The organism is Limnohabitans sp. DM1, assembly GCF_001269385.1.
Taxonomy (GTDB): Bacteria; Pseudomonadota; Gammaproteobacteria; order Burkholderiales; family Burkholderiaceae_C; genus Limnohabitans_A.
On sequence record NZ_CXOO01000011.1, the window covers coordinates 278,242 to 296,161 of the forward strand.

Here is a 17,920-nt window from a genome sequence, read left to right on the forward strand (position 1 = left end):
AAAAGCGGCCAAGGCCGCTTTTTTTTATTCTGTCACCTGCCACACACGGTTCAAGCCTTCACGCAATCGGCGTAGTAGCGCTTCTTGCCGTCATCATCCTTGATCTCCACCAAGCCGTGGATATCGGTTTCAAAGCCGGGGCACTTCTCATTGAACTCACGCGCAAACTTGAGGTAATCCACGATCTTCTTGTTGAAAACTTCGCCTGGAATCAACAAAGGAATGCCCGGTGGATAAGGCGTGACCAACCCCACGGTGATGCGGCCTTCCAGATGGTCGATTTCCACCCGCTCGGTTTTGCGCTGTGCAATGTGGGCGTAGGCGTCTGATGGGCGCATGGCTGGGGCCAGATCGGACAAATACATGTCGGTGGTCAGGCGAGCGATGTCGTACCTGGCGTACATCTCGTGCACATGCTGGCACAGGTCGCGCAGGCCCATGCGCTCGTAGCGCGGGTGCTTCTGGCAGAACTCCGGCATGATTTTCCACATCGGCTGGTTCTTGGCGTACTCGTCCTTGAACTGTTGCAATGCAGTCAGCAGCGTGTTCCAGCGGCCCTTGGTGATGCCGATGGTGAACATGATGAAGAAGCTGTAGAGGCCGGTTTTTTCCACCACCACGCCGTGCTCCGTGAGGAACTTGCTGACGATCGAAGCCGGGATGCCGGTCTTGTCGAACTTGCCGTCCAGGTTCAGGCCCGGTGTCACGATGGTCGATTTGATGGGGTCGAGCATGTTGAAGCCGTCGGCCAGCTGCTGACCGAAACCGTGCCACTTGCTGGCTTTTTTGCGCGGGTCGTTGCGCAAGATCCAATCGTCAGCGCGGCCAATGCCTTCGTCGGCAAACTTTTCCGGCCCCCAGACCTTGAACCACCAGTCCTTGCCGTAATCCTCGTCCACCTTGCGCATGGCGCGGCGGAAATCCAGGGCTTCGGCAATGCTCTCTTCCACCAGCGCAGTGCCACCGGGTGGCTCCATCATGGCAGCCGCCACATCGCAGCTGGCGATGATGCTGTACTGCGGCGAGGTCGAGGTGTGCATTAAATAGGCTTCGTTGAACAGCGGCCTGTCGAGTTTGACGCTTTGCGCGTCTTGCACCAGCACATGGCTGGCCTGGCTGATACCGGCGAGCAGCTTGTGGATGGACTGCGTGGCGTAAACCATGGACTCTTTGGGGCGAGCGCGCTTTTTGCCCATCGCGTGGTACGGGCCATAAAACGGGTGGAAAGCTGCGTGCGGCAACCAGGCCTCGTCAAAGTGCAAGTTGTCCACGTAACCGTCGAGCATGGTCTTGATGGTTTCGGTGTTGTAGAGCACTCCGTCGTAGGTGGACTGGGTCAGGGTCATCACGCGGGGCTTGACCTTTTTCGGGTCCACGCCTTTGAGTAAGGGGTTGGCCTTGATCTTGGCCATGATGGCCGCAGGCTCAAACTCGCTTTTGGGGATGGGGCCGATGATGCCGAAGTGGTTGCGCGTGGGCTTCATGAACACGGGCACCGCACCGGTCATGATGATCGCGTGCAAGATGGACTTGTGGCAGTTGCGGTCCACCACCACCACGTCGCCCGGGGCCACGGTGTGGTGCCAGACAATTTTGTTGGAGGTGCTGGTGCCGTTGGTCACAAAGAAGCAATGATCGGCATTGAAAATGCGCGCCGCGTTGCGCTCGCTCTCGCCAATGGCGCCGTTGTGGTCCAGCAGCTGGCCCAGCTCTTCCACCGCGTTGCACACGTCAGCGCGCAGCATGTTCTCACCGTAAAACTGGTGGTACATCTGGCCCACTGGGCTCTTCAAGAAGGCCACGCCCCCTGAGTGACCCGGGCAGTGCCACGAATAAGAGCCGTCTTCAGCGTAATCGAGCAGCGCCTTGAAAAACGGCGGCTGCACACCTTCCAGGTAGCTTTTGGCCTCACGAATGATATGGCGCGCCACAAACTCGGGCGTGTCTTCAAACATGTGGATGAAGCCGTGCAACTCGCGCAGGATGTCGTTGGGCAAATGGCGCGAGGTCTTGGTCTCGCCATAGATGTAAATCGGCACGTCGGCGTTTTTGCGGCGCACTTCGTCAATGAAGGCGCGCAAGTTGATGACGGCTGGGTCCAGGTCTGGGCCCGGAGAAAACTCTTCGTCGTCGATCGACAAGATGAACGCACTGGCGCGGCTTTGCTGCTGCGCAAACTGCGACAGATCGCCGTAACTGGTCACACCCAAGACCTCGAACCCCTCGGCAATGATGGCATCGGCCAAAGCGCGGATACCCAGGCCCGATGTGTTTTCGGAGCGGTAATCTTCGTCAATGATGACGATGGGGAAACGGAATTTCATGGGCAGAAGTGGGTCAAGGCCAAAAGAAAGACAAACAGGCGCGAAGTTTAAGGACAAAACTGCCCCTCGGTGCAGCTGTTACTGAGAATTCACGAAAAAACCACCGTGCAGCCATTGACTGACAAAGTTCAACGCCTGTGAATGGGAAGAGGGAAAAATGCGTGTTTACACTGCTACAATACAGGGCTTCGGAGCGGTGGATGAGTGGTTTAAGTCGCACGCCTGGAAAGCGTGTGTGGGTTAATAGCCCACCGCGGGTTCGAATCCCGCCTGCTCCGCCAAAAACCAAAAAAAGCCTGCACATGTGCAGGCTTTTTTTTAGTCTGTGCATTTCAAGCGCAGCACCATGCCACCCTTGAAATGAGGCCCTCCCGAGGGAGGGCCAACAGATCAGCGAACCACAGCGATCTGTGCACGCTCGCCACCTTTGTAGGTGTACAAGGTCAAGGCGCCGTTCTTGATGTCGCCCTTTTCATCAAAAGCGATATCGCCTGTCACGCCTTTGTAGCTGATGGCCTTGAGGGCTGGCAGGTACTTGGCAGGATCAGCAGAACCGGCTGTCACCATGGCCGTGGCCATGACTTTCACAGCGTCATACACGTAGGGTGCATAGACCTGGACGTCGGCATTGAATTTGGCTTTGAAGTCGGTACGGAATTTTTCCATGCCGGCTTTTTGCTCGCCTTCGACGCCGCCTGCTTCAGCGCAGAACACGGTTTCGTCTTTCATGGCGTCGCCAGCCAGTTTGGCCAGCTCGGAGGTGCAGATGCCGTCACCGCCCATGAACTTGGCCTGAATGCCCAGGGATTTCATTTGACGCAGCATCGGGCCAGCCACAGCGTCCATACCGCCAAAGAACACGACATCAGGCTTTTTGGCCTTCAGGGTGGTCAGGATGGAGTTGAAATCGGAGGCTTTGTCGGTGGTGAACTCATGACCGACGATGGTGCCGCCAGCAGCGGTGGCGCCCTTTTTGAATTCTTCAGCCACGCCCTGGCCGTAAGCTGTACGGTCATCAATCACAGCAATGTTTTTGCCCTTGAGGGATTCCACAGCGTATTTGCCGAGGGTGCCGCCCAAGTGCACGTCATCAGCCACCACGCGGAACGCGCCAGCGTAACCTTGACGGGTGTACTTGGGGTTGGTAGCAGATGGCGAAATTTGGGGAATGCCTGCGGTGTTGTAGATCTGCGAAGCAGGAATGGTGGTGCCGGAGTTCAGGTGACCGATCACGCCGATGACTTTGGCGTCGACCAGTTTTTGGGCAGCTGCAGTGCCTTGCTTGGGGTCTGCTGCGTCGTCTTCAGCCAGCAGTTCGAACTTGACAGCCTTGTCGCCGAATTTGAGGCCGGCAGCATTGAGTTCTTCAATGGCCATGCGGGCACCGTTTTCATTGTCTTTACCCAGGTGGGCAATGGCGCCGCTGACAGGACCGACGTGACCGATTTTGACCACCACGCCGCTATCAGTAGCGGCCTCTTTTTTGCCGCAAGCGGCCAAAACGACTGCAGCAACGGCCACAGCGACGAAAGTCAAAGAACGATTACCAGAAATTTTCATAGAAACTCCGAAGAAAAAATTGCTTCAATCAAGCAGCCTGTGAAGATACTGCAAAAACGATGACTGTGCCTCAGGGAAAACCAAAAGTCCGTGAGATTTTTGACAGTCACTGACTCCGTGGATTTTCATATTTTTCAGAACGTTTTTCCCACAAGCCTTGAATGCTTTTGCGCACCAGTTCTGTGGTCAAACGGTCCAATTCAGGGCGCAAGCCGTCCAGCAATTCATTGGACATGGCAAACAAGGCGGCTCGTTCGGCTTCGCGCACATCGAGCGCTACGCGAACGGCTTCGGGAATGCTGGAGGTCTCCAGTGCTTGCGTCAGCGTGGGGATGTCTGCCGCGTTCGGCATGACACTGGGCTCATGGGCGGATGTCAATGGCATGGTCATGATGCAGAAACCTTGGACAAATCATGTTGCAACAAATCATAGCCCTGCGCGGTGTAGTGCTTCCAGCGTTGGCGCGCGCACATTCGGCTGTGGTCGTCCATCGCGACAATTTCAATCAGGCGTTCAAAACGCTCAAAGCCCTCGGGCACTTCATCGCCCAAATTGAGCAGCACATCCAATACCCCCAAATCGGTGGTGTTGTGGCTCAGCAAAATGGCCGAGGCGTCCTGTATGTCCGCAGGATTGGCCGTGGTGCTGTGCGGCAAAAAATCCGTGGCAGAAAATGTCCACAGCGCGGCATCGAGTTGGCGCAAAGTCGCTGGTGCCCCGACAACGCCCACGCGCAGACTTCGCCCATGAGCTTTGCGCAACAGCCGACAGGCGTATTGCAATCGCTCAGGGGCGTTGAAATGGAATTCGATGCGGGTCATCCATGCCACCGTCAAGTGCGCTCGGTTTTGGCTTTGCCCCTGGTTTTGGCAGCCACTTTCACACGTGCCGAGGTCGGGGTGTTGGTTGCCGTCTGTGCCAAAAGGTAATTCAGCAGCAGGCCCACCGGTCGCCCCGTGGCCCCTTTGGCCGCCCCACTGCGCCACGCAGTGCCTGCGATGTCCAGATGTGCCCAAGGAAATTGCGTGGCGAAACGCTGCAAGAATTTGGCAGCCGTGATCGAGCCTCCCGCCCTGCCCGCGACGTTGGCCACATCGGCAAAACGGGTTTTCAGCCCCTCGGCGTAGTCCTCGTCCAAGGGCATGCGCCAACACACATCGCCCGAGTCTTCGCCTGCTTTGTGCAAAGCCAAAGCCAAGTCATCATCGCTGGAAAAAAGCCCCGAGCGGACAGCGCCCAAGGCAATCACACAGGCCCCGGTCAGGGTGGCGATGTCGATCACCGCCTTGGGCTTGAAGCGCTCGGCATAGGTCAGGGCATCGCACAGGACCAGACGACCTTCGGCATCGGTGTTGAGGATTTCAATGGTCTGCCCACTCATGCTGGTGACCACATCACCGGGTTTGACGGCCTGACCGCTGGGCATGTTCTCGGTCGCAGGGATCAGCCCCACCACGTTGATGGCTAGGCGCAATTGGGCCAAGGCCTTGAACACCCCCAAAACACTGGCAGCGCCGCTCATGTCGTATTTCATTTCATCCATTTCAGCCGCTGGCTTGATGGAAATGCCGCCCGTGTCAAAGGTGATGCCCTTGCCCACCAGCACAACTGGCGCTTGCGTTGCCGGTGCACCGCTGTAGCGCATGACGATGAATTTGAGGGGTTCATCAGCGCCTTGCGCCACCGCCAAAAAGGAACCCATGCCCAGTTTGGTGACTTCACGAACGCCCAAGACCTCGCATTTGAAGCCTGGCCCCTTGGCAATGGCTTGTGCCGCCTGAGCCAGCAGGGTGGGCGTGGCGTGGTTGGCAGGCCTGTTGGCCCACTCTTTGGCCACTTCAATGCCCTGCACCAAAGCCTGTGCACGCACCACGGCCCCACGGTGAGCGGCATCCACTGTTTCCATGGTGAAGACGACGTTTTTCAGGGTTCTGGGTTTGGGCTTGCTCAGCGTGCTGGCGTAGCTGTAGGAGGCATCGGCCAAGGCGCTGGCAGCCGCTTCCAGTGCTTGCGCGCTCACATCCACCAGCGCATGTACGCCCAGACTTGTGAGCTTGAGGGCCTTCAAGGCGCCCCAGGCTGCAGCCATGGCGGTGCGCATGTGCCGGGGGGTGCCGTCTTGCGTGCACACCACCACCACTTGACGCGCCTTGACGCCATCCAGGGCGTACAAGGACAAGAGAGCGCCCGCCTTGAGCTCCAAATCGCCATGCACGATGGCCGATCGCACCCGGGCGGCAATCGGGTTGGAGACATCCACGGATTGCGGCACCTGATCGGGCCACAGGACAATCAGTGCATCGTGATCGTCGCGGATGATGCGTGAGAGCGCGCGTTTTTGGATTTCGAAGTTCATAATTGAGGGTTTCCTTCCTGTCGATGTTATTCCATTCTTCCCTTCGCAAAGCCTTGGCTCACACTTTCCAAGCTGTGCAGCACCAGCTGCTGGCTGGCCATCTGTACTGCGACAACCTCAAAGCTTTTGCCTTGACCTTTGCCACCACACTGCCCGAGGCCCGCATATGAAAACCGTTCGGCGTTTGCTGCATGGGGAAATATTGCGGGCTGTGGCTTTTGTCGCGGCCAGTTTTCTGGCCTTGTTTGGTTTTTTTGACATGGTGTCTGAGCTGCAAGAGCTCAACCGCTACGAAGCCCAAGGCTATCGGCTGCACCATGCCTTGCTGTTCATTGCCCTGAAAATTCCGGTTCATCTGTATGAGCTTTTGCCCATTTCGGTATTGATCGGCACCATATTGGTCATGGCCCGCTTGGCGCAGAGTTCGGAATTCACCATCTTGCGAACGGGCGGCCTGGACCCTTTGCGCGCCTTGGGTTCCTTGATGAGCCTCGGCCTTATCTTTGTCACTCTCACCTTTTTGATTGGCGACTACGCAGCGCCTTGGGCAGATCGGCAGGCCATCCAGCTCAAAGGGCAATTTCAGGGGCGACTGACCATCGGTCAAACCGGTGCCTGGCTCAAAGAAACCCAGGGGCAGCGACACTTTGCCGTCAATGTTCGATTGTTTGATGGCCTTGAACACATGGAAAACATCCGCATCCACGAGTTCAACACACAAGGCAAATTGCTGAGCATCAGCACGGCATCCAAAGCGCTGATCCAGCCCAAGGCCTGGTTGCTCACGGATGTGGAGCGCAAAACGATTGCAACCAGCGCAGATGCCAAGCAGCTCAAATTCACGTCCGAACATGTCAAAGAACAAGTTTGGCCGACAAAAATCAGCGCCGACATGGTGGCCGCGGCCTTGCTCAGCCCCGAGCGCATGCGCACCTGGGAGCTGTTCAAGTACATGCGCCACCTGTCACAAAACAAACAAAACGCCCAGGCTTATGAAATCGAGTTTTGGCGCAAGGTGTTCTATCCGCTCAGCTGCCTGGTGATGCTGGTTCTGGCCATGCCCTTTGCCTATTTGCACTTTCGCTCGGGGCAGATTGCCGGACATGTCTTTTTGGGCGTGCTGGCCGGCATCAGCTTTACGCTGCTGAACAATCTGTTTGGCTTTGTAGGCAACCTGCACAACTGGCAGCCTTGGCTGACCTCGGCGGCTCCGGCCTTGATTTACAGCGCTGTTTCTTTGGGCGCATTTTGGTGGATGGTGTTAAGACGATGAGCAACAACCTGGCCCCAACGGGCGTGATTCTTTTTGCCCACGGTTCACGCGACCCTTTGTGGCGTTTGCCCATCGACGCGGTGGCCGACAACATGAAAGCCCGATGGCCCGGCTTGGCTGTGGCTTGCGCCTTTCTGGAGTTGATGCCACCAGACCTGAACACGACCGTCGAGCAACTGATGACGCAGGGTTTGTCGCACATCCGCATCGTGCCTATGTTTCTGGGCGTGGGGCGCCATGCCCGTGAAGACCTGCCCGCTTTGGTACAGGACTTGCACCAAGCCTATCCGCAGATGCACTTCGAGCTGATGCCCGCCATTGGCGAACACCCGGCCATGACGGCCCTCATGGCAGACATCGCCGCGGGTCAAACCAGCAACGCTTAGACAAAAGCAGCCATAGACAGCTAAAGCATAATGATGCAATTCAATATAGCTTTGAGCATATGAACCTGCACCAATTTCGTTTTGTCCAAGAAGCCGCTCGCCGCAACCTCAACCTGACCGAAACGGCCAAGGCGCTGCATACCTCGCAACCGGGCGTCTCCAAGGCCATCATTGAGCTTGAAGAAGAGCTGGGCATCGAAATCTTTGCCCGCCATGGCAAACGGCTCAAACGCATCACTGAGCCCGGCCAGCATGTGCTGCACAGCATTGAAGTGATCCTGCGCGAAGTGGTCAATTTGCGCAAAATTGGCGACCAATACAGCGCCCAGGACAGCGGCACACTGTCGATTGCCACCACACACACCCAGGCGCGCTATGTGCTGCCCATGCCGGTGGCCAAGTTGCGCGACAAATACCCCAAGGTCAACATCAGCTTGCACCAAGGTGCGCCCGATCAGGTGGCCAAAATGCTGCTCGACGACACAGCCGAAATCGGCATCGCCACCGAGTCCCTGTCGGCCTATGAAGACCTGGTCACCCTGCCCTGCTACGAGTGGCAACACGTTCTGGTGCTGCCTCTGGACCATCCCTTGGCTAAAAAAGAGAACTTGTCGCTTGACGACATTGCCAGCGAACCCATCATCACCTACCACCCCTCATTCACAGGGCGCAGTCGCATTGACCACGCTTTTGCCGCGAAAAAACTGCATCCCCGCATTGCGCTGGAAGCCATCGACTCCGACGTGATCAAGACCTATGTGCGACTGGGCCTGGGCATTGGCATCGTGGCCGAAATGGCCGTCAAGGATGATCCCGTGCACGATCTGGCCGTGAGGCCCCTGGCCAATTTGCTGGGCCTGAACGTGGCACGCGTGGCCTTCAAGCGAGGGGCTTACCTGCGCCACTTTGTCTACCATTTCGCCGAATTGCTCAGTGACCGGCTCACCGGCCCGCTCATTACCAAAGCCATGACCGGGCACGTCAACGATTACGAGCTTTAACGGGCAGGGTCCACTGAATCTGATTTTTTCAACCTTTGATTGATTGACACACCATGACTGCTCGCACCCCACAGCTGGTTTCCAAAGCACCGAACATGGGCACCACCATCTTCACCATCATGTCGGCTCTGGCCACCGAGAAAAACGCAGTCAACCTGGGCCAGGGCTTTCCAGACTTTCCGTGCGACCCCAAGCTGCTCGATCTGGTGGACGGCGCCATGCGCGAAGGCCTCAACCAGTACCCGCCCATGCCCGGTGTGGCACCGCTGCGCGAAGCCGTGTCGAAAAAAATTGAAACCCTTTATGGCCGCCACTACGACCCGGCCAGCGAGATCACTGTCACGGCCGGGGCCACTCAGGCCATCCTGACCGCCATCCTGGCCATCGTGCACCCGGGTGACGAAGTCATCGTGCTGGAGCCCTGCTACGACAGCTATGTGCCCAATATCGAACTGGCAGGCGGGGTGGTGGTGCGTGTGCCGCTGACACCGGGCACCTTTCGCCCCGACTTTGACAAAATCCGCGCGGCCATCAGCCCCAAAACCCGCGCCATCCTCATCAACTCGCCGCACAACCCCAGCGGCATGATCTGGTCACGCGAGGAGATGCTCACGCTGCAAGAGATCCTGGTGCCCACGGACATCGTGCTCATCAGCGACGAGGTCTATGAACACATGGTCTTCGCCCCCAACCAGCACTGGAGCGCGGCGCACTTTGACGGCCTGGCCGCTCGAGCCTTCATCGTCTCCAGCTTTGGCAAGACCTACCATGTGACGGGCTGGAAAATCGGCACCGTGGCAGCACCGGCGGCCTTCACCGCCGAATTTCGCAAGGTCCACCAGTTCAACGTTTTCACCGTGAACACCCCCATGCAGCACGCCCTAGCGCGCTTCATGGCAAACCCGGCGCCTTATCTGGAGCTGCCTGCGTTTTACCAGCGCAAACGCGACCTGTTCCGCCAGGGACTGGCGCAAACCAAATTCAAACTGCTGCCCGGCGAAGGCACCTATTTCCAGTGTGTGGACATCTCGGGCCTGGATGTGCCCGAGAAAAACCTGAGCGAAGCCCAGTTTTGCCAATGGCTGACCACCGACATCGGTGTGGCCGCCATTCCGCTGTCGGCCTTTTACGGCAACGGTTTTGACCAGAAGGTGATCCGGTTTTGCTTTGCCAAAAAAGATGAAACGCTGCAACTGGCGCTGCATCGACTGGCCAGGCTGTGAGCAGGTTCAGTCATCCTCGACCGCGTTGATGCCCGGAAACAGCACCTCTGTATAGCCAAAGCGCGTGAAGTCACGCACGCGCATCGGGTACAGCTTGCCCAGCAGGTGGTCGCATTCGTGCTGCACCACGCGGGCATGAAAACCATCGACCGTGCGGTCAATCATGTCGCCGGACAAATCCAGTCCGGCATAGCGGATGCGCGCATACCGGGGCACCACGCCACGCAGCCCCGGCACGGACAGGCATCCCTCCCAATCCTCTTCTTCGTTGTCTTCCAGCGGGATGATGACCGGGTTGATCAGCACCGTGCGCGGGATGGCGGGTGCATTGGGATAGCGGGGATTGATGCGGTCGGTGCCAAAAATCACGACCTGCAAATCCACCCCGATCTGGGGTGCAGCCAGACCCGCACCGTTGACGGCTGCCATGGTGTCCTGCATGTCCTGCACGAGTTGGCCCAAGCCCCGCATTTGCTGCGGTGACACCGCCTGGGCCGCACGCAAAAGACGTGGATCGCCCATTTTCAGAATTTCACGGATGGTCATGGCGGCAAATCACTTCAAAAGTATTTCACGCAAAAGGGCAGAAAAAAAGGCACACAACGGGTGCCATCAGGGCCTGTGCCCCGACAGCAGCACCGCCAGCCCCGCATCATCGAGCACAGGCACACCGAGCGCCTGCGCCTTGTCGAGCTTGCTGCCCGCTTCCGCGCCCGCCACCACGTAGCTGGTTTTCTTGCTCACTGAGCCGGCAACTTTGGCGCCCAGGGCTTCGAGTTTGTCTTTGGCTTCGTCGCGGCCCATGCTTTGCAAGGTGCCGGTCAGCACCACCGTGAGGCCTGCCAGCGGCATTTCGGTCGGGGCTAGGGCATCACCCTCGACCCAATGGATGCCTGCATCGCGCAAGGCCTGCACCACTTCGCGGTTGTGCGGCTGGTCAAAAAAAGTGCGGATGCTGTGGGCGACGATGGGACCGACATCGGCCACCTGCAGCAGCGCGTCTTCGCTGGCGGCCATGATGGCGTCCAGTTGGCCAAAATGCCGGGCCAGCTCCTTGGCAGTGGCCTCGCCCACATGCCGAATGCCCAGGCCAAACAAAAACCGGGGCAGCGTGGCCTGCTTGGATTTGTCCAGCGCATCAAGCAAATTCCGGGCTGATTTTTCGGCCATGCGGTCCATGCCCGCCAGGTCCTGCAACTGCAGGCTGTACAGGTCGGCCAAGGTGTTGACGCGGCCCGAATCAACCAGCTGGTCCACCAGTTTGTCGCCCAGGCCTTCGATGTCCATGGCGCGGCGGTGCGCAAAATGCCAGACGGCCTGTTTGCGCTGGGCGCTGCAAAACAGCCCGCCGGTGCAGCGGTGGTCGGCTTCGCCCTCTTCCCGCTCGGCCAGGCTGCCGCACACCGGGCAGTGGCTCATCATGGTGAACAACTCGGCACCTGCCGGGCGCTTGTCCAGCACCACCGATACCACCTCGGGGATCACGTCGCCTGCACGTCGCACGATGACTGTGTCACCCACCCGCACGTCTTTTCGGCGGGCCTCCAATTCGTTGTGCAGCGTGGCATTGGTCACCGTCACGCCACCCACAAACACGGGGGCCAGCTTGGCCACCGGGGTGAGCTTGCCGGTGCGGCCCACCTGCACATCGATGGCCAGCACCTGCGTCATTTCTTCTTGCGCCGGGTATTTGTGAGCCACCGCCCAGCGGGGCTCACGGGTCACAAAGCCCAGTTGCTGCTGCGAGGCCAGGTCATTAACTTTGTAGACCACGCCGTCGATGTCATAAGGCAAACGGTCACGCTCTGCGGCGATACGCTGGTGAAAGCCCACCAGTCCCGCTGCGCCCTGCACGCAAGAGGTTTGCTCGGCCACCGGAAAGCCCCAGCTTTTGAGCTGCTGCAAGGCTTGGTAGTGCGTGGTCCAGACGGGGGCGCCTTCAGACGGCGCGCTGATGTCACCCCAGCCGTAGGCAAAAAAGCTCAAGGGCCTCTCGGCGGCAATGCCGGAATCGAGCTGGCGCACCGCTCCGGCAGCGGCGTTGCGGGGGTTCACAAAGGTTTTTTCACCCTTCATGCCTTGAGCAATGCGCTGGCGTTGGCGCTCATTGAGGGCCTCAAAATCATCGCGGCGCATGTACACCTCGCCACGCACTTCCAGCACGGCAGGTGCATCGGCGGGCAGGCGAAGCGGAATCTGGCCAATGGTGCGGATGTTGGTGGTGACGTCTTCACCGGTTTCGCCGTCGCCCCGGGTGGCCGCTTGCACCAGCACGCCGTCTTCGTAGCGCAGGCTCATGGCCAGGCCGTCAAACTTCAGCTCGGCCACATAGTCCACCGCCGGGTCAGATTCGGTCAGGCCCAATTCCTTGCGGATGCGGGCATCAAAAGCCTCGGCCCCACTGGCTTCGGTGTCGGTTTCGGTGCGGATGCTCAGCATGGGCACGCGGTGCGTGACCTGGGCAAATTCGGCCAGGACTTTGCCGCCCACGCGCTGTGTGGGAGAGTCCGGGGTCAACAGCTCGGGGTGCTCAGCTTCCAGCGCCTGCAATTGCCGAAACAAGCGGTCGTACTCGGCATCGGGCACCTCGGGGGCATCGAGCGTGTAGTAGCAATGCGCGTGGTGGTGCAAGGCCGTGCGCAAGCTGGCCGCACGTTCAGCAGGCGACGTGGCGGCACGGGCCACCCCATGCGCAGCGGCAGGCGTTGTATCGCCAAACAAATCTGACTGGGGCATGTGCTCAAGTCCCATCACGAAAACAAACGTCGCGTTTGAGGGGAGCCCGCTGACAACTCGCGCTGATCCAGGGCGCTGTAAAGCCGCTCCAGGTCATGGGCAATGTCGTCGAGCGCTTCATCGGCCAGCACCTGCCCCCGGCCATCGGTGACCACCCCGTCCATGGACTGGGCCAGGAGGCGGGCCGCTTCACGCAGGCGGTCAAAGGGCTGCTCTTCGCGGGCCGTTTGTGGCACGTCCAGGCTCAGGGCAAACTCACGCACCGCCGACAAGGCCGGGTCTTCGGCCAAAGCCGCTTGCATGTCAAAACTCAGGGACAGCACGGGCGGCAAACCCGCCACCGCCGAGGGCAAGACCAGGCGACCAGGAATGGAGCCGGCAATGAAGCCCAGACGGGCCGCATGCTGCTGGATGTAGCCCGGGCTCCAGGCGGCATCTCGTGCGCACAAGGTGACGCTCAGCTGGGCGTCGTGGGCATTGGCAAACTGGTCGAGTTCACGGGCACGGGCCACCTCTTCGAGCATGTCGCTGAAGGTGGCGGTGCCCCCCACGACATCGGCAAAGGCCTGGGTTTTGACCACGAATTCGGAAAACTCGATGTCATTGAGCGCACCCATGCGGTTGGCCAACTGCACACCCGCCTGGAAGGCCGAATAACGCTGGCCGGGCACGATGGCTTCCCATTCGCCGCTGAGCTGGCTGCAGCCTTCGACCGTGAACAGCTTGGTGCCCACACGGCGCGTGGTCGGCAGCGCCGCCAGTGCGGCGTCGCCCGACACGGGCTGATCCACCTCAATGGTGGAGATCACATCAATCAAGGCATCCAGCAAAGGCTTGCGCTCGGGCTGAGGCAAATTAGCAAAGTCATCGTCCAGCGTGGGCTCTGTGGCCCGCAACTCATGGCCCTGGGGTTCCAGTTTGTGCGCCGCTCCTGCGGGGGGCTCTGGCAATCTGGGCGCGTTTTTGCGCGAAGTCCAGTAGTTGTAAACCACGACCCCGACCACCGTCAGCCCGCCCATGGCCACCAAGCTGACTTGCAATGAACTCAATGCACTCAACAAATCCAACATACAAATTCTCAGGTTCAGGCCATGTCGGCCATAGACACTGCGGACTCCATGTCCACAGCCACAATGCGTGAAACGCCCTGCTCTTGCATGGTCACGCCAATCAACTGCTCGGCCATTTCCATGGCGATCTTGTTGTGGCTGATGAACAGGAACTGGGTTTCCTTGCCCATGCCCGCCACCAGCTTGGCATAGCGCTCGGTATTGGCGTCGTCCAGCGGCGCGTCCACCTCATCCAGCAAGCAAAACGGGGCCGGGTTGAGCTGGAAAATGGCAAACACCAGGGCAATGGCCGTGAGGGCTTTCTCGCCACCCGACAGCAGGTGGATCGTCTGGTTTTTCTTGCCCGGTGGCTGCGCCAGCACCTGCACGCCTGCGTCCAGGATTTCGTCGCCCGTCATGACCAAGCGCGCATTGCCGCCACCGAACAGCTCGGGGAACATGCGGCTGAAATGGTCATTGACGATCTTGAAGGTCCCGCCCAGTAATTCGCGGGTTTCGGCGTCGATCTTGCGGATGGCGTCTTCCAGCGTGTTCATGGCGTCAGTCAGGTCGGCGCACTGCGAGTCGAGGAAGGTCTTGCGTTCACGCGAGGTGGTCAGCTCTTCCAGCGCGGCCAGGTTGACCGGGCCCAAAGCCGTGATTTCACGGTGAATGCGGTCGATCTCGCCTTGCAGGCCCGTCACGCGCACCTGGCCGGTTTCGATGGACTGGGCCACGGCTTCAAGGTCGGCCTGCGCATCGGCCAGCAGCTGGGTGTATTGCTCAAGCCCCAATCGGGCGGCTTGTTCCTTGAGCTGCAAGTCGGTGATGCGCTGGCGCAGGGGGTCGAGTTCGCGCTCAAAGGCCACGCGGCGTTCATCGCTGGCGCGCAATTTGGCCGTGAGGTCGTCGTAGGCGCTGCGGCGGGCGCCCAAGGCCTGCTCTCGCTCCATCTTGACGGCCAGCACGTTTTGCAAACCGGCCTGGGCGGCGGCATCGGTCAGGCGGCTGAGTTCATCGCGGGCACGCTGCATTTCGGCGTCGATGCTGGCCACTTGCTGCTGCGCGGTTTCAATGGTGCGGTTCAGTTCGGCCCGCCGGGCGTCCAGGCTGCGCTGCGAGAACTGGGCCTCTTGGGCGCGGCGCTCCAGGCTGCGCTGCTGTTCACGGCATTCGGCCAGCTTGCGTTCGGACTCGATCACCCGTTCGTCCAGTTGGGCGTGGCGCTCCTGGCTGTCGGCCAGCTGCATGTCCAGCTCTTCAAAACGTGCCTCAGCCGTCACGCGGCGCTCTTGCAATTCGTCGAGCAAGGCGTCGACTTCGGCCAGGTCGTTGTTGATTTGTGCGCTGCGGGCGCGGGTTTGTTCCACCAGCTGCGACAAACGCAGGGTTTCGACCTGCAACTCGTGGGTGCGCGACTGGCTTTCGGCCGCTTCGCGGCGCACGCTGACCAGGCGCTGCGAGGCGTCGGCATAGGCGGCTTCGGCCCGCACCAGGGCGCTGCGGCTTTCTTCGGCAATCAGGGTCTGGGCGCGTTGCTGTTTTTCCAGGTTTTCAATGTCTTGCGCACGGGCCAGCAAACCGGCTTGTTCGGAGTCCTGCGCGTAAAACACCACGCTGTTCAGATCCACCGCGTGGCCTGCCTGCACCAACAGGGTTTCGCCCGGCTGCAGCTGGCTGCGCCAAGCCAGCGCATCTTCGATCTGGGGCGCGGTGTAACAGCCTTGCAGCCAGTCGGTCACCAGGGCCAAAAGCCCCGCATCAGGAATGCGCAGGTAATCGGCCAGCGGGCGGCAAGCGCCGGGCAAGCCGCTGCGCGGCACGGCTTTGGACGCCAGCGGGGGGCTGAAAAACGAGAGCTTGGCCGGGGGCGCGTCATTGGCAAAGGCCCGTACCATGTCCAGGCGCGAGACCTCCAGCGCAGACAGCCGTTCACGCAGGGCCGATTCGAGGGCGTTTTCCCAGCCCGATTCAATGTGGATGCGGCTCCACAGGCCTTCGAGCCCGTCCATGCCGTGCTTGGCCAGCCAGGGTTTGAGCTTGCCGTCGGTGCGCACTTTTTCCTGCAAGGCCTTGAGCGCTTCGATGCGGGCGCTCAGGTCGGCCAGACGGGCAGACTCATCGTTGACGGCCTTTTGCCGCTCACGGCGGTCTTCGTCCAGCGCGGGCACCCGGTCTTGCAGCTCGTGCAGGCGGGCTTCAGATTCGGCGACTTGGGCTTCGGCTGTGGCCAGCTGTTCCTGCAGGTTGTGCAGCCGGGCCTCGTCGGGGGCGGCCAGGGCGTTGCGGTCGGCCAGCAGGCGTTCGCGGCGGTTTTCGAGCTGGCGCGATTGTTCTTCGACGTTGCGCTGGTCAGCGGCCAGCACACCAATTTGCTGCTGCACCTGCACCACACTGGCGCGCTGGGCATTGGCGTCGTTTTGGGCTTTGCGCAGGGCTTCTTCCAGATCGGGCAAGGCCATGGCCTGGTCTTCCACCTGGGCGGCCAGTGTCATACTCTGATCTTCGGCCATGGCGGCCTGCTCGGACAGGGTTTCCAGCTCGGCCTGGGCGTCTTCGCTGCGGGTGCCCCATTGGGCGGTTTGCTCGATCAGCTGCTGCAAGCGCTGTTCGGCACGCTGGCGGCCTTCGACCACAAAGCGGATTTCGGCTTCCAGGCGGCCCACTTCGGCGCTGGCTTCGTACAAAGCGCCTTGCGCCTGGTTGACCTGGTCTCCTGCGGCGTAATGCGCCTGGCGGATGGTTTCCAGATCGGCTTCCACATGGCGCAGGTCGGCCATGCGGGACTCCAGGGCGTTGACGGCCTGGTCCACATCGGACTTCATGCGGCCCTGGTCGGCCTCGGCGTCACGGCGCTTTAAAAACCACAGCTGGTGCTGTTTGAGCGTGCTGTCAGCCTGCAGGTTGTTGTAGCGATGCGCCACCTCGGCTTGTTTTTCGAGCTTTTCCAGGTTGGCGTTCAGCTCGCGCAGGATGTCGTCGACGCGGGTCAGGTTTTCGCGGGTGTCAGACAGGCGGTTTTCGGTCTCGCGGCGGCGCTCTTTGTATTTGGACACGCCTGCAGCTTCTTCGAGGAACAAGCGCAGCTCTTCAGGGCGCGACTCGATGATGCGGCTGATGGTGCCCTGCCCGATGATGGCGTAGGCCCTTGGCCCGAGGCCCGTGCCCAGAAACACGTCCTGCACGTCGCGGCGGCGCACCGGCTGGTTGTTGATGTAGTAGCTGCTGTTGCCGTCACGCGTGAGCACGCGCTTGACGGCGATCTCGGCAAATTGGCCCCACTGGCCGCCTGCGCGGTGGTCGGCATTGTCAAACACCAGCTCCACACTGGCCCGGCTGGCCGGTTTGCGGGTGGTGGTGCCATTAAAGATGACGTCCTGCATGGACTCGCCACGCAATTCAGACGCCTTGGACTCGCCCAGCACCCAGCGCACCGCGTCCATGATGTTGGATTTGCCGCAACCGTTGGGGCCGACCACGCCCACCAGCTGCCCGGGCAGCAAGAAGTTGGTCGGTTCGGCGAACGATTTGAAGCCCGAAAGCTTGATGGAATTGAGACGCACGGCGGTCTGGTCGATCCAATGAAAAGCTGAAAAAACCCGAGGGCTGGTCGCAAGCCGTCAAGACATTGCCAAAACCCTCAAAAAATCACGAATCAAAGGATTCAATCCCCGATTCGGAAGAGTCTGAGATGTTAACCCAGCCATCCGGCCCCATGGCACAGACTGGCCTTGCGTGCGCTGCAAATGAATGAGCCCTGGTCAATTGCGTGCGCTGCAAATGAATGAGCCCTGGTCAACATTCTCTTCATGGCAGCAAGTTCGCCCCCCCCCCCCCCMMGGACTGCCCTCAAGTTGACCGACATCATGAAACACCCTGATTCTGCAGAAAGCTGGCTGATCGGCTCTGCCTGCGTGCAACTGAAAAAATGGAGCTTCGTTGAGTCCACTGTGCCCATGAATTCCTGATGTTCGCGCTGCGCGTTGTTGACGAGCGCCACCGTGGGCTGCG

At 60.0% G+C, this 17,920-nt stretch carries 14 protein-coding genes and 1 tRNA gene; 5 read left to right on the plus strand and 10 right to left on the minus strand.

All coding sequences use genetic code 11. From position 1 onward, the window contains the following. Nucleotides 1-50: 50 nt before the first annotated feature. A complete protein-coding gene (locus AMM33_RS04495; RefSeq protein ID WP_090139173.1) occupies nucleotides 51-2,324 on the minus strand; it encodes an arginine/lysine/ornithine decarboxylase in 2,274 nt (757 codons plus the stop codon). 190 nt (nucleotides 2,325-2,514) lie between these two features. Between AMM33_RS04495 and AMM33_RS04500 the strand changes: the two genes are divergently transcribed. Next, nucleotides 2,515-2,605 (plus strand) — tRNA-Ser (locus AMM33_RS04500). Between the two features lie 109 nt (nucleotides 2,606-2,714). On the opposite strand, the gene AMM33_RS04505 is transcribed toward AMM33_RS04500, so the two are convergent. The 4 genes from AMM33_RS04505 to AMM33_RS04520 all read right to left on the minus strand — a co-directional run bounded on the left by AMM33_RS04505 (nucleotide 2,715) and on the right by AMM33_RS04520 (nucleotide 6,241). Then, nucleotides 2,715-3,884, minus strand: a complete 1,170-nt coding sequence (locus tag AMM33_RS04505; RefSeq protein ID WP_090139174.1) for a branched-chain amino acid ABC transporter substrate-binding protein — start codon at nucleotides 3,882-3,884, stop codon at nucleotides 2,715-2,717. 106 nt (nucleotides 3,885-3,990) lie between these two features. Continuing rightward, the gene (locus AMM33_RS04510) at nucleotides 3,991-4,275 is read right to left on the minus strand and encodes a hypothetical protein (RefSeq protein WP_090139175.1); all 285 of its coding nucleotides are present in this window, start codon (nucleotides 4,273-4,275) and stop codon (nucleotides 3,991-3,993) included. Continuing rightward, the gene (locus tag AMM33_RS04515) at nucleotides 4,272-4,706 is read right to left on the minus strand and encodes a DNA polymerase III subunit chi (protein WP_090139176.1); all 435 of its coding nucleotides are present in this window, start codon (nucleotides 4,704-4,706) and stop codon (nucleotides 4,272-4,274) included. The genes AMM33_RS04510 and AMM33_RS04515 overlap by 4 nt, the downstream gene beginning before the upstream one ends. An 11-nt stretch (nucleotides 4,707-4,717) precedes the next feature. Further along, nucleotides 4,718-6,241: a leucyl aminopeptidase gene (locus AMM33_RS04520; RefSeq protein WP_090139177.1), complete on the minus strand. Its 1,524-nt coding sequence runs from the start codon at nucleotides 6,239-6,241 to the stop codon at nucleotides 4,718-4,720. A 166-nt stretch (nucleotides 6,242-6,407) separates the two neighbouring features. Between AMM33_RS04520 and lptG the strand changes: the two genes are divergently transcribed. The 4 genes from lptG to AMM33_RS04540 are packed head-to-tail and all read left to right on the plus strand — an operon-like array spanning nucleotide 6,408 to nucleotide 10,124. Continuing rightward, nucleotides 6,408-7,514, plus strand: coding sequence for an LPS export ABC transporter permease LptG (gene lptG / locus AMM33_RS04525; protein ID WP_090139178.1), 1,107 nt, complete (start codon nucleotides 6,408-6,410; stop codon nucleotides 7,512-7,514). Then, a complete protein-coding gene (locus AMM33_RS04530; protein WP_090139179.1) occupies nucleotides 7,511-7,900 on the plus strand; it encodes a sirohydrochlorin chelatase in 390 nt (129 codons plus the stop codon). The genes lptG and AMM33_RS04530 overlap by 4 nt, the downstream gene beginning before the upstream one ends. Before the next feature lie 59 nt (nucleotides 7,901-7,959). Continuing rightward, nucleotides 7,960-8,901 (plus strand): CysB family HTH-type transcriptional regulator, encoded by a 942-nt coding sequence (locus AMM33_RS04535; protein WP_090139180.1) that lies wholly within the window; start codon nucleotides 7,960-7,962, stop codon nucleotides 8,899-8,901. Between the two features lie 53 nt (nucleotides 8,902-8,954). Next, entirely contained in the window at nucleotides 8,955-10,124 is a 1,170-nt protein-coding gene (locus tag AMM33_RS04540; RefSeq protein ID WP_090139181.1) for a pyridoxal phosphate-dependent aminotransferase, read from the plus strand. A gap of 6 nt (nucleotides 10,125-10,130) precedes the next feature. Here the strand turns inward: AMM33_RS04540 and def are convergent, their stop codons facing one another. The 5 genes from def to AMM33_RS22355 form a co-directional block, all read right to left on the minus strand. Next, entirely contained in the window at nucleotides 10,131-10,670 is a 540-nt protein-coding gene (def, locus tag AMM33_RS04545; RefSeq protein ID WP_090139182.1) for a peptide deformylase, read from the minus strand. A 66-nt stretch (nucleotides 10,671-10,736) separates the two neighbouring features. Then, nucleotides 10,737-12,860 carry an NAD-dependent DNA ligase LigA gene (gene ligA, locus AMM33_RS04550; protein WP_090139183.1) on the minus strand — a complete coding sequence of 708 codons (2,124 nt, stop codon included), beginning with the start codon at nucleotides 12,858-12,860 and terminating at the stop codon, nucleotides 10,737-10,739. Between the two features lie 14 nt (nucleotides 12,861-12,874). Beyond that, nucleotides 12,875-13,909, minus strand: a complete 1,035-nt coding sequence (locus tag AMM33_RS04555) for a cell division protein ZipA C-terminal FtsZ-binding domain-containing protein (RefSeq protein WP_090139215.1) — start codon at nucleotides 13,907-13,909, stop codon at nucleotides 12,875-12,877. 35 nt (nucleotides 13,910-13,944) lie between these two features. After that, the gene (gene smc, locus AMM33_RS04560; RefSeq protein ID WP_090139184.1) at nucleotides 13,945-17,472 is read right to left on the minus strand and encodes a chromosome segregation protein SMC; all 3,528 of its coding nucleotides are present in this window, start codon (nucleotides 17,470-17,472) and stop codon (nucleotides 13,945-13,947) included. A 131-nt stretch (nucleotides 17,473-17,603) separates the two neighbouring features. Beyond that, a partial coding sequence (locus tag AMM33_RS22355) for a hypothetical protein (RefSeq protein WP_228767957.1) occupies nucleotides 17,604-17,920 on the minus strand: 317 nt, incomplete at its 5' end.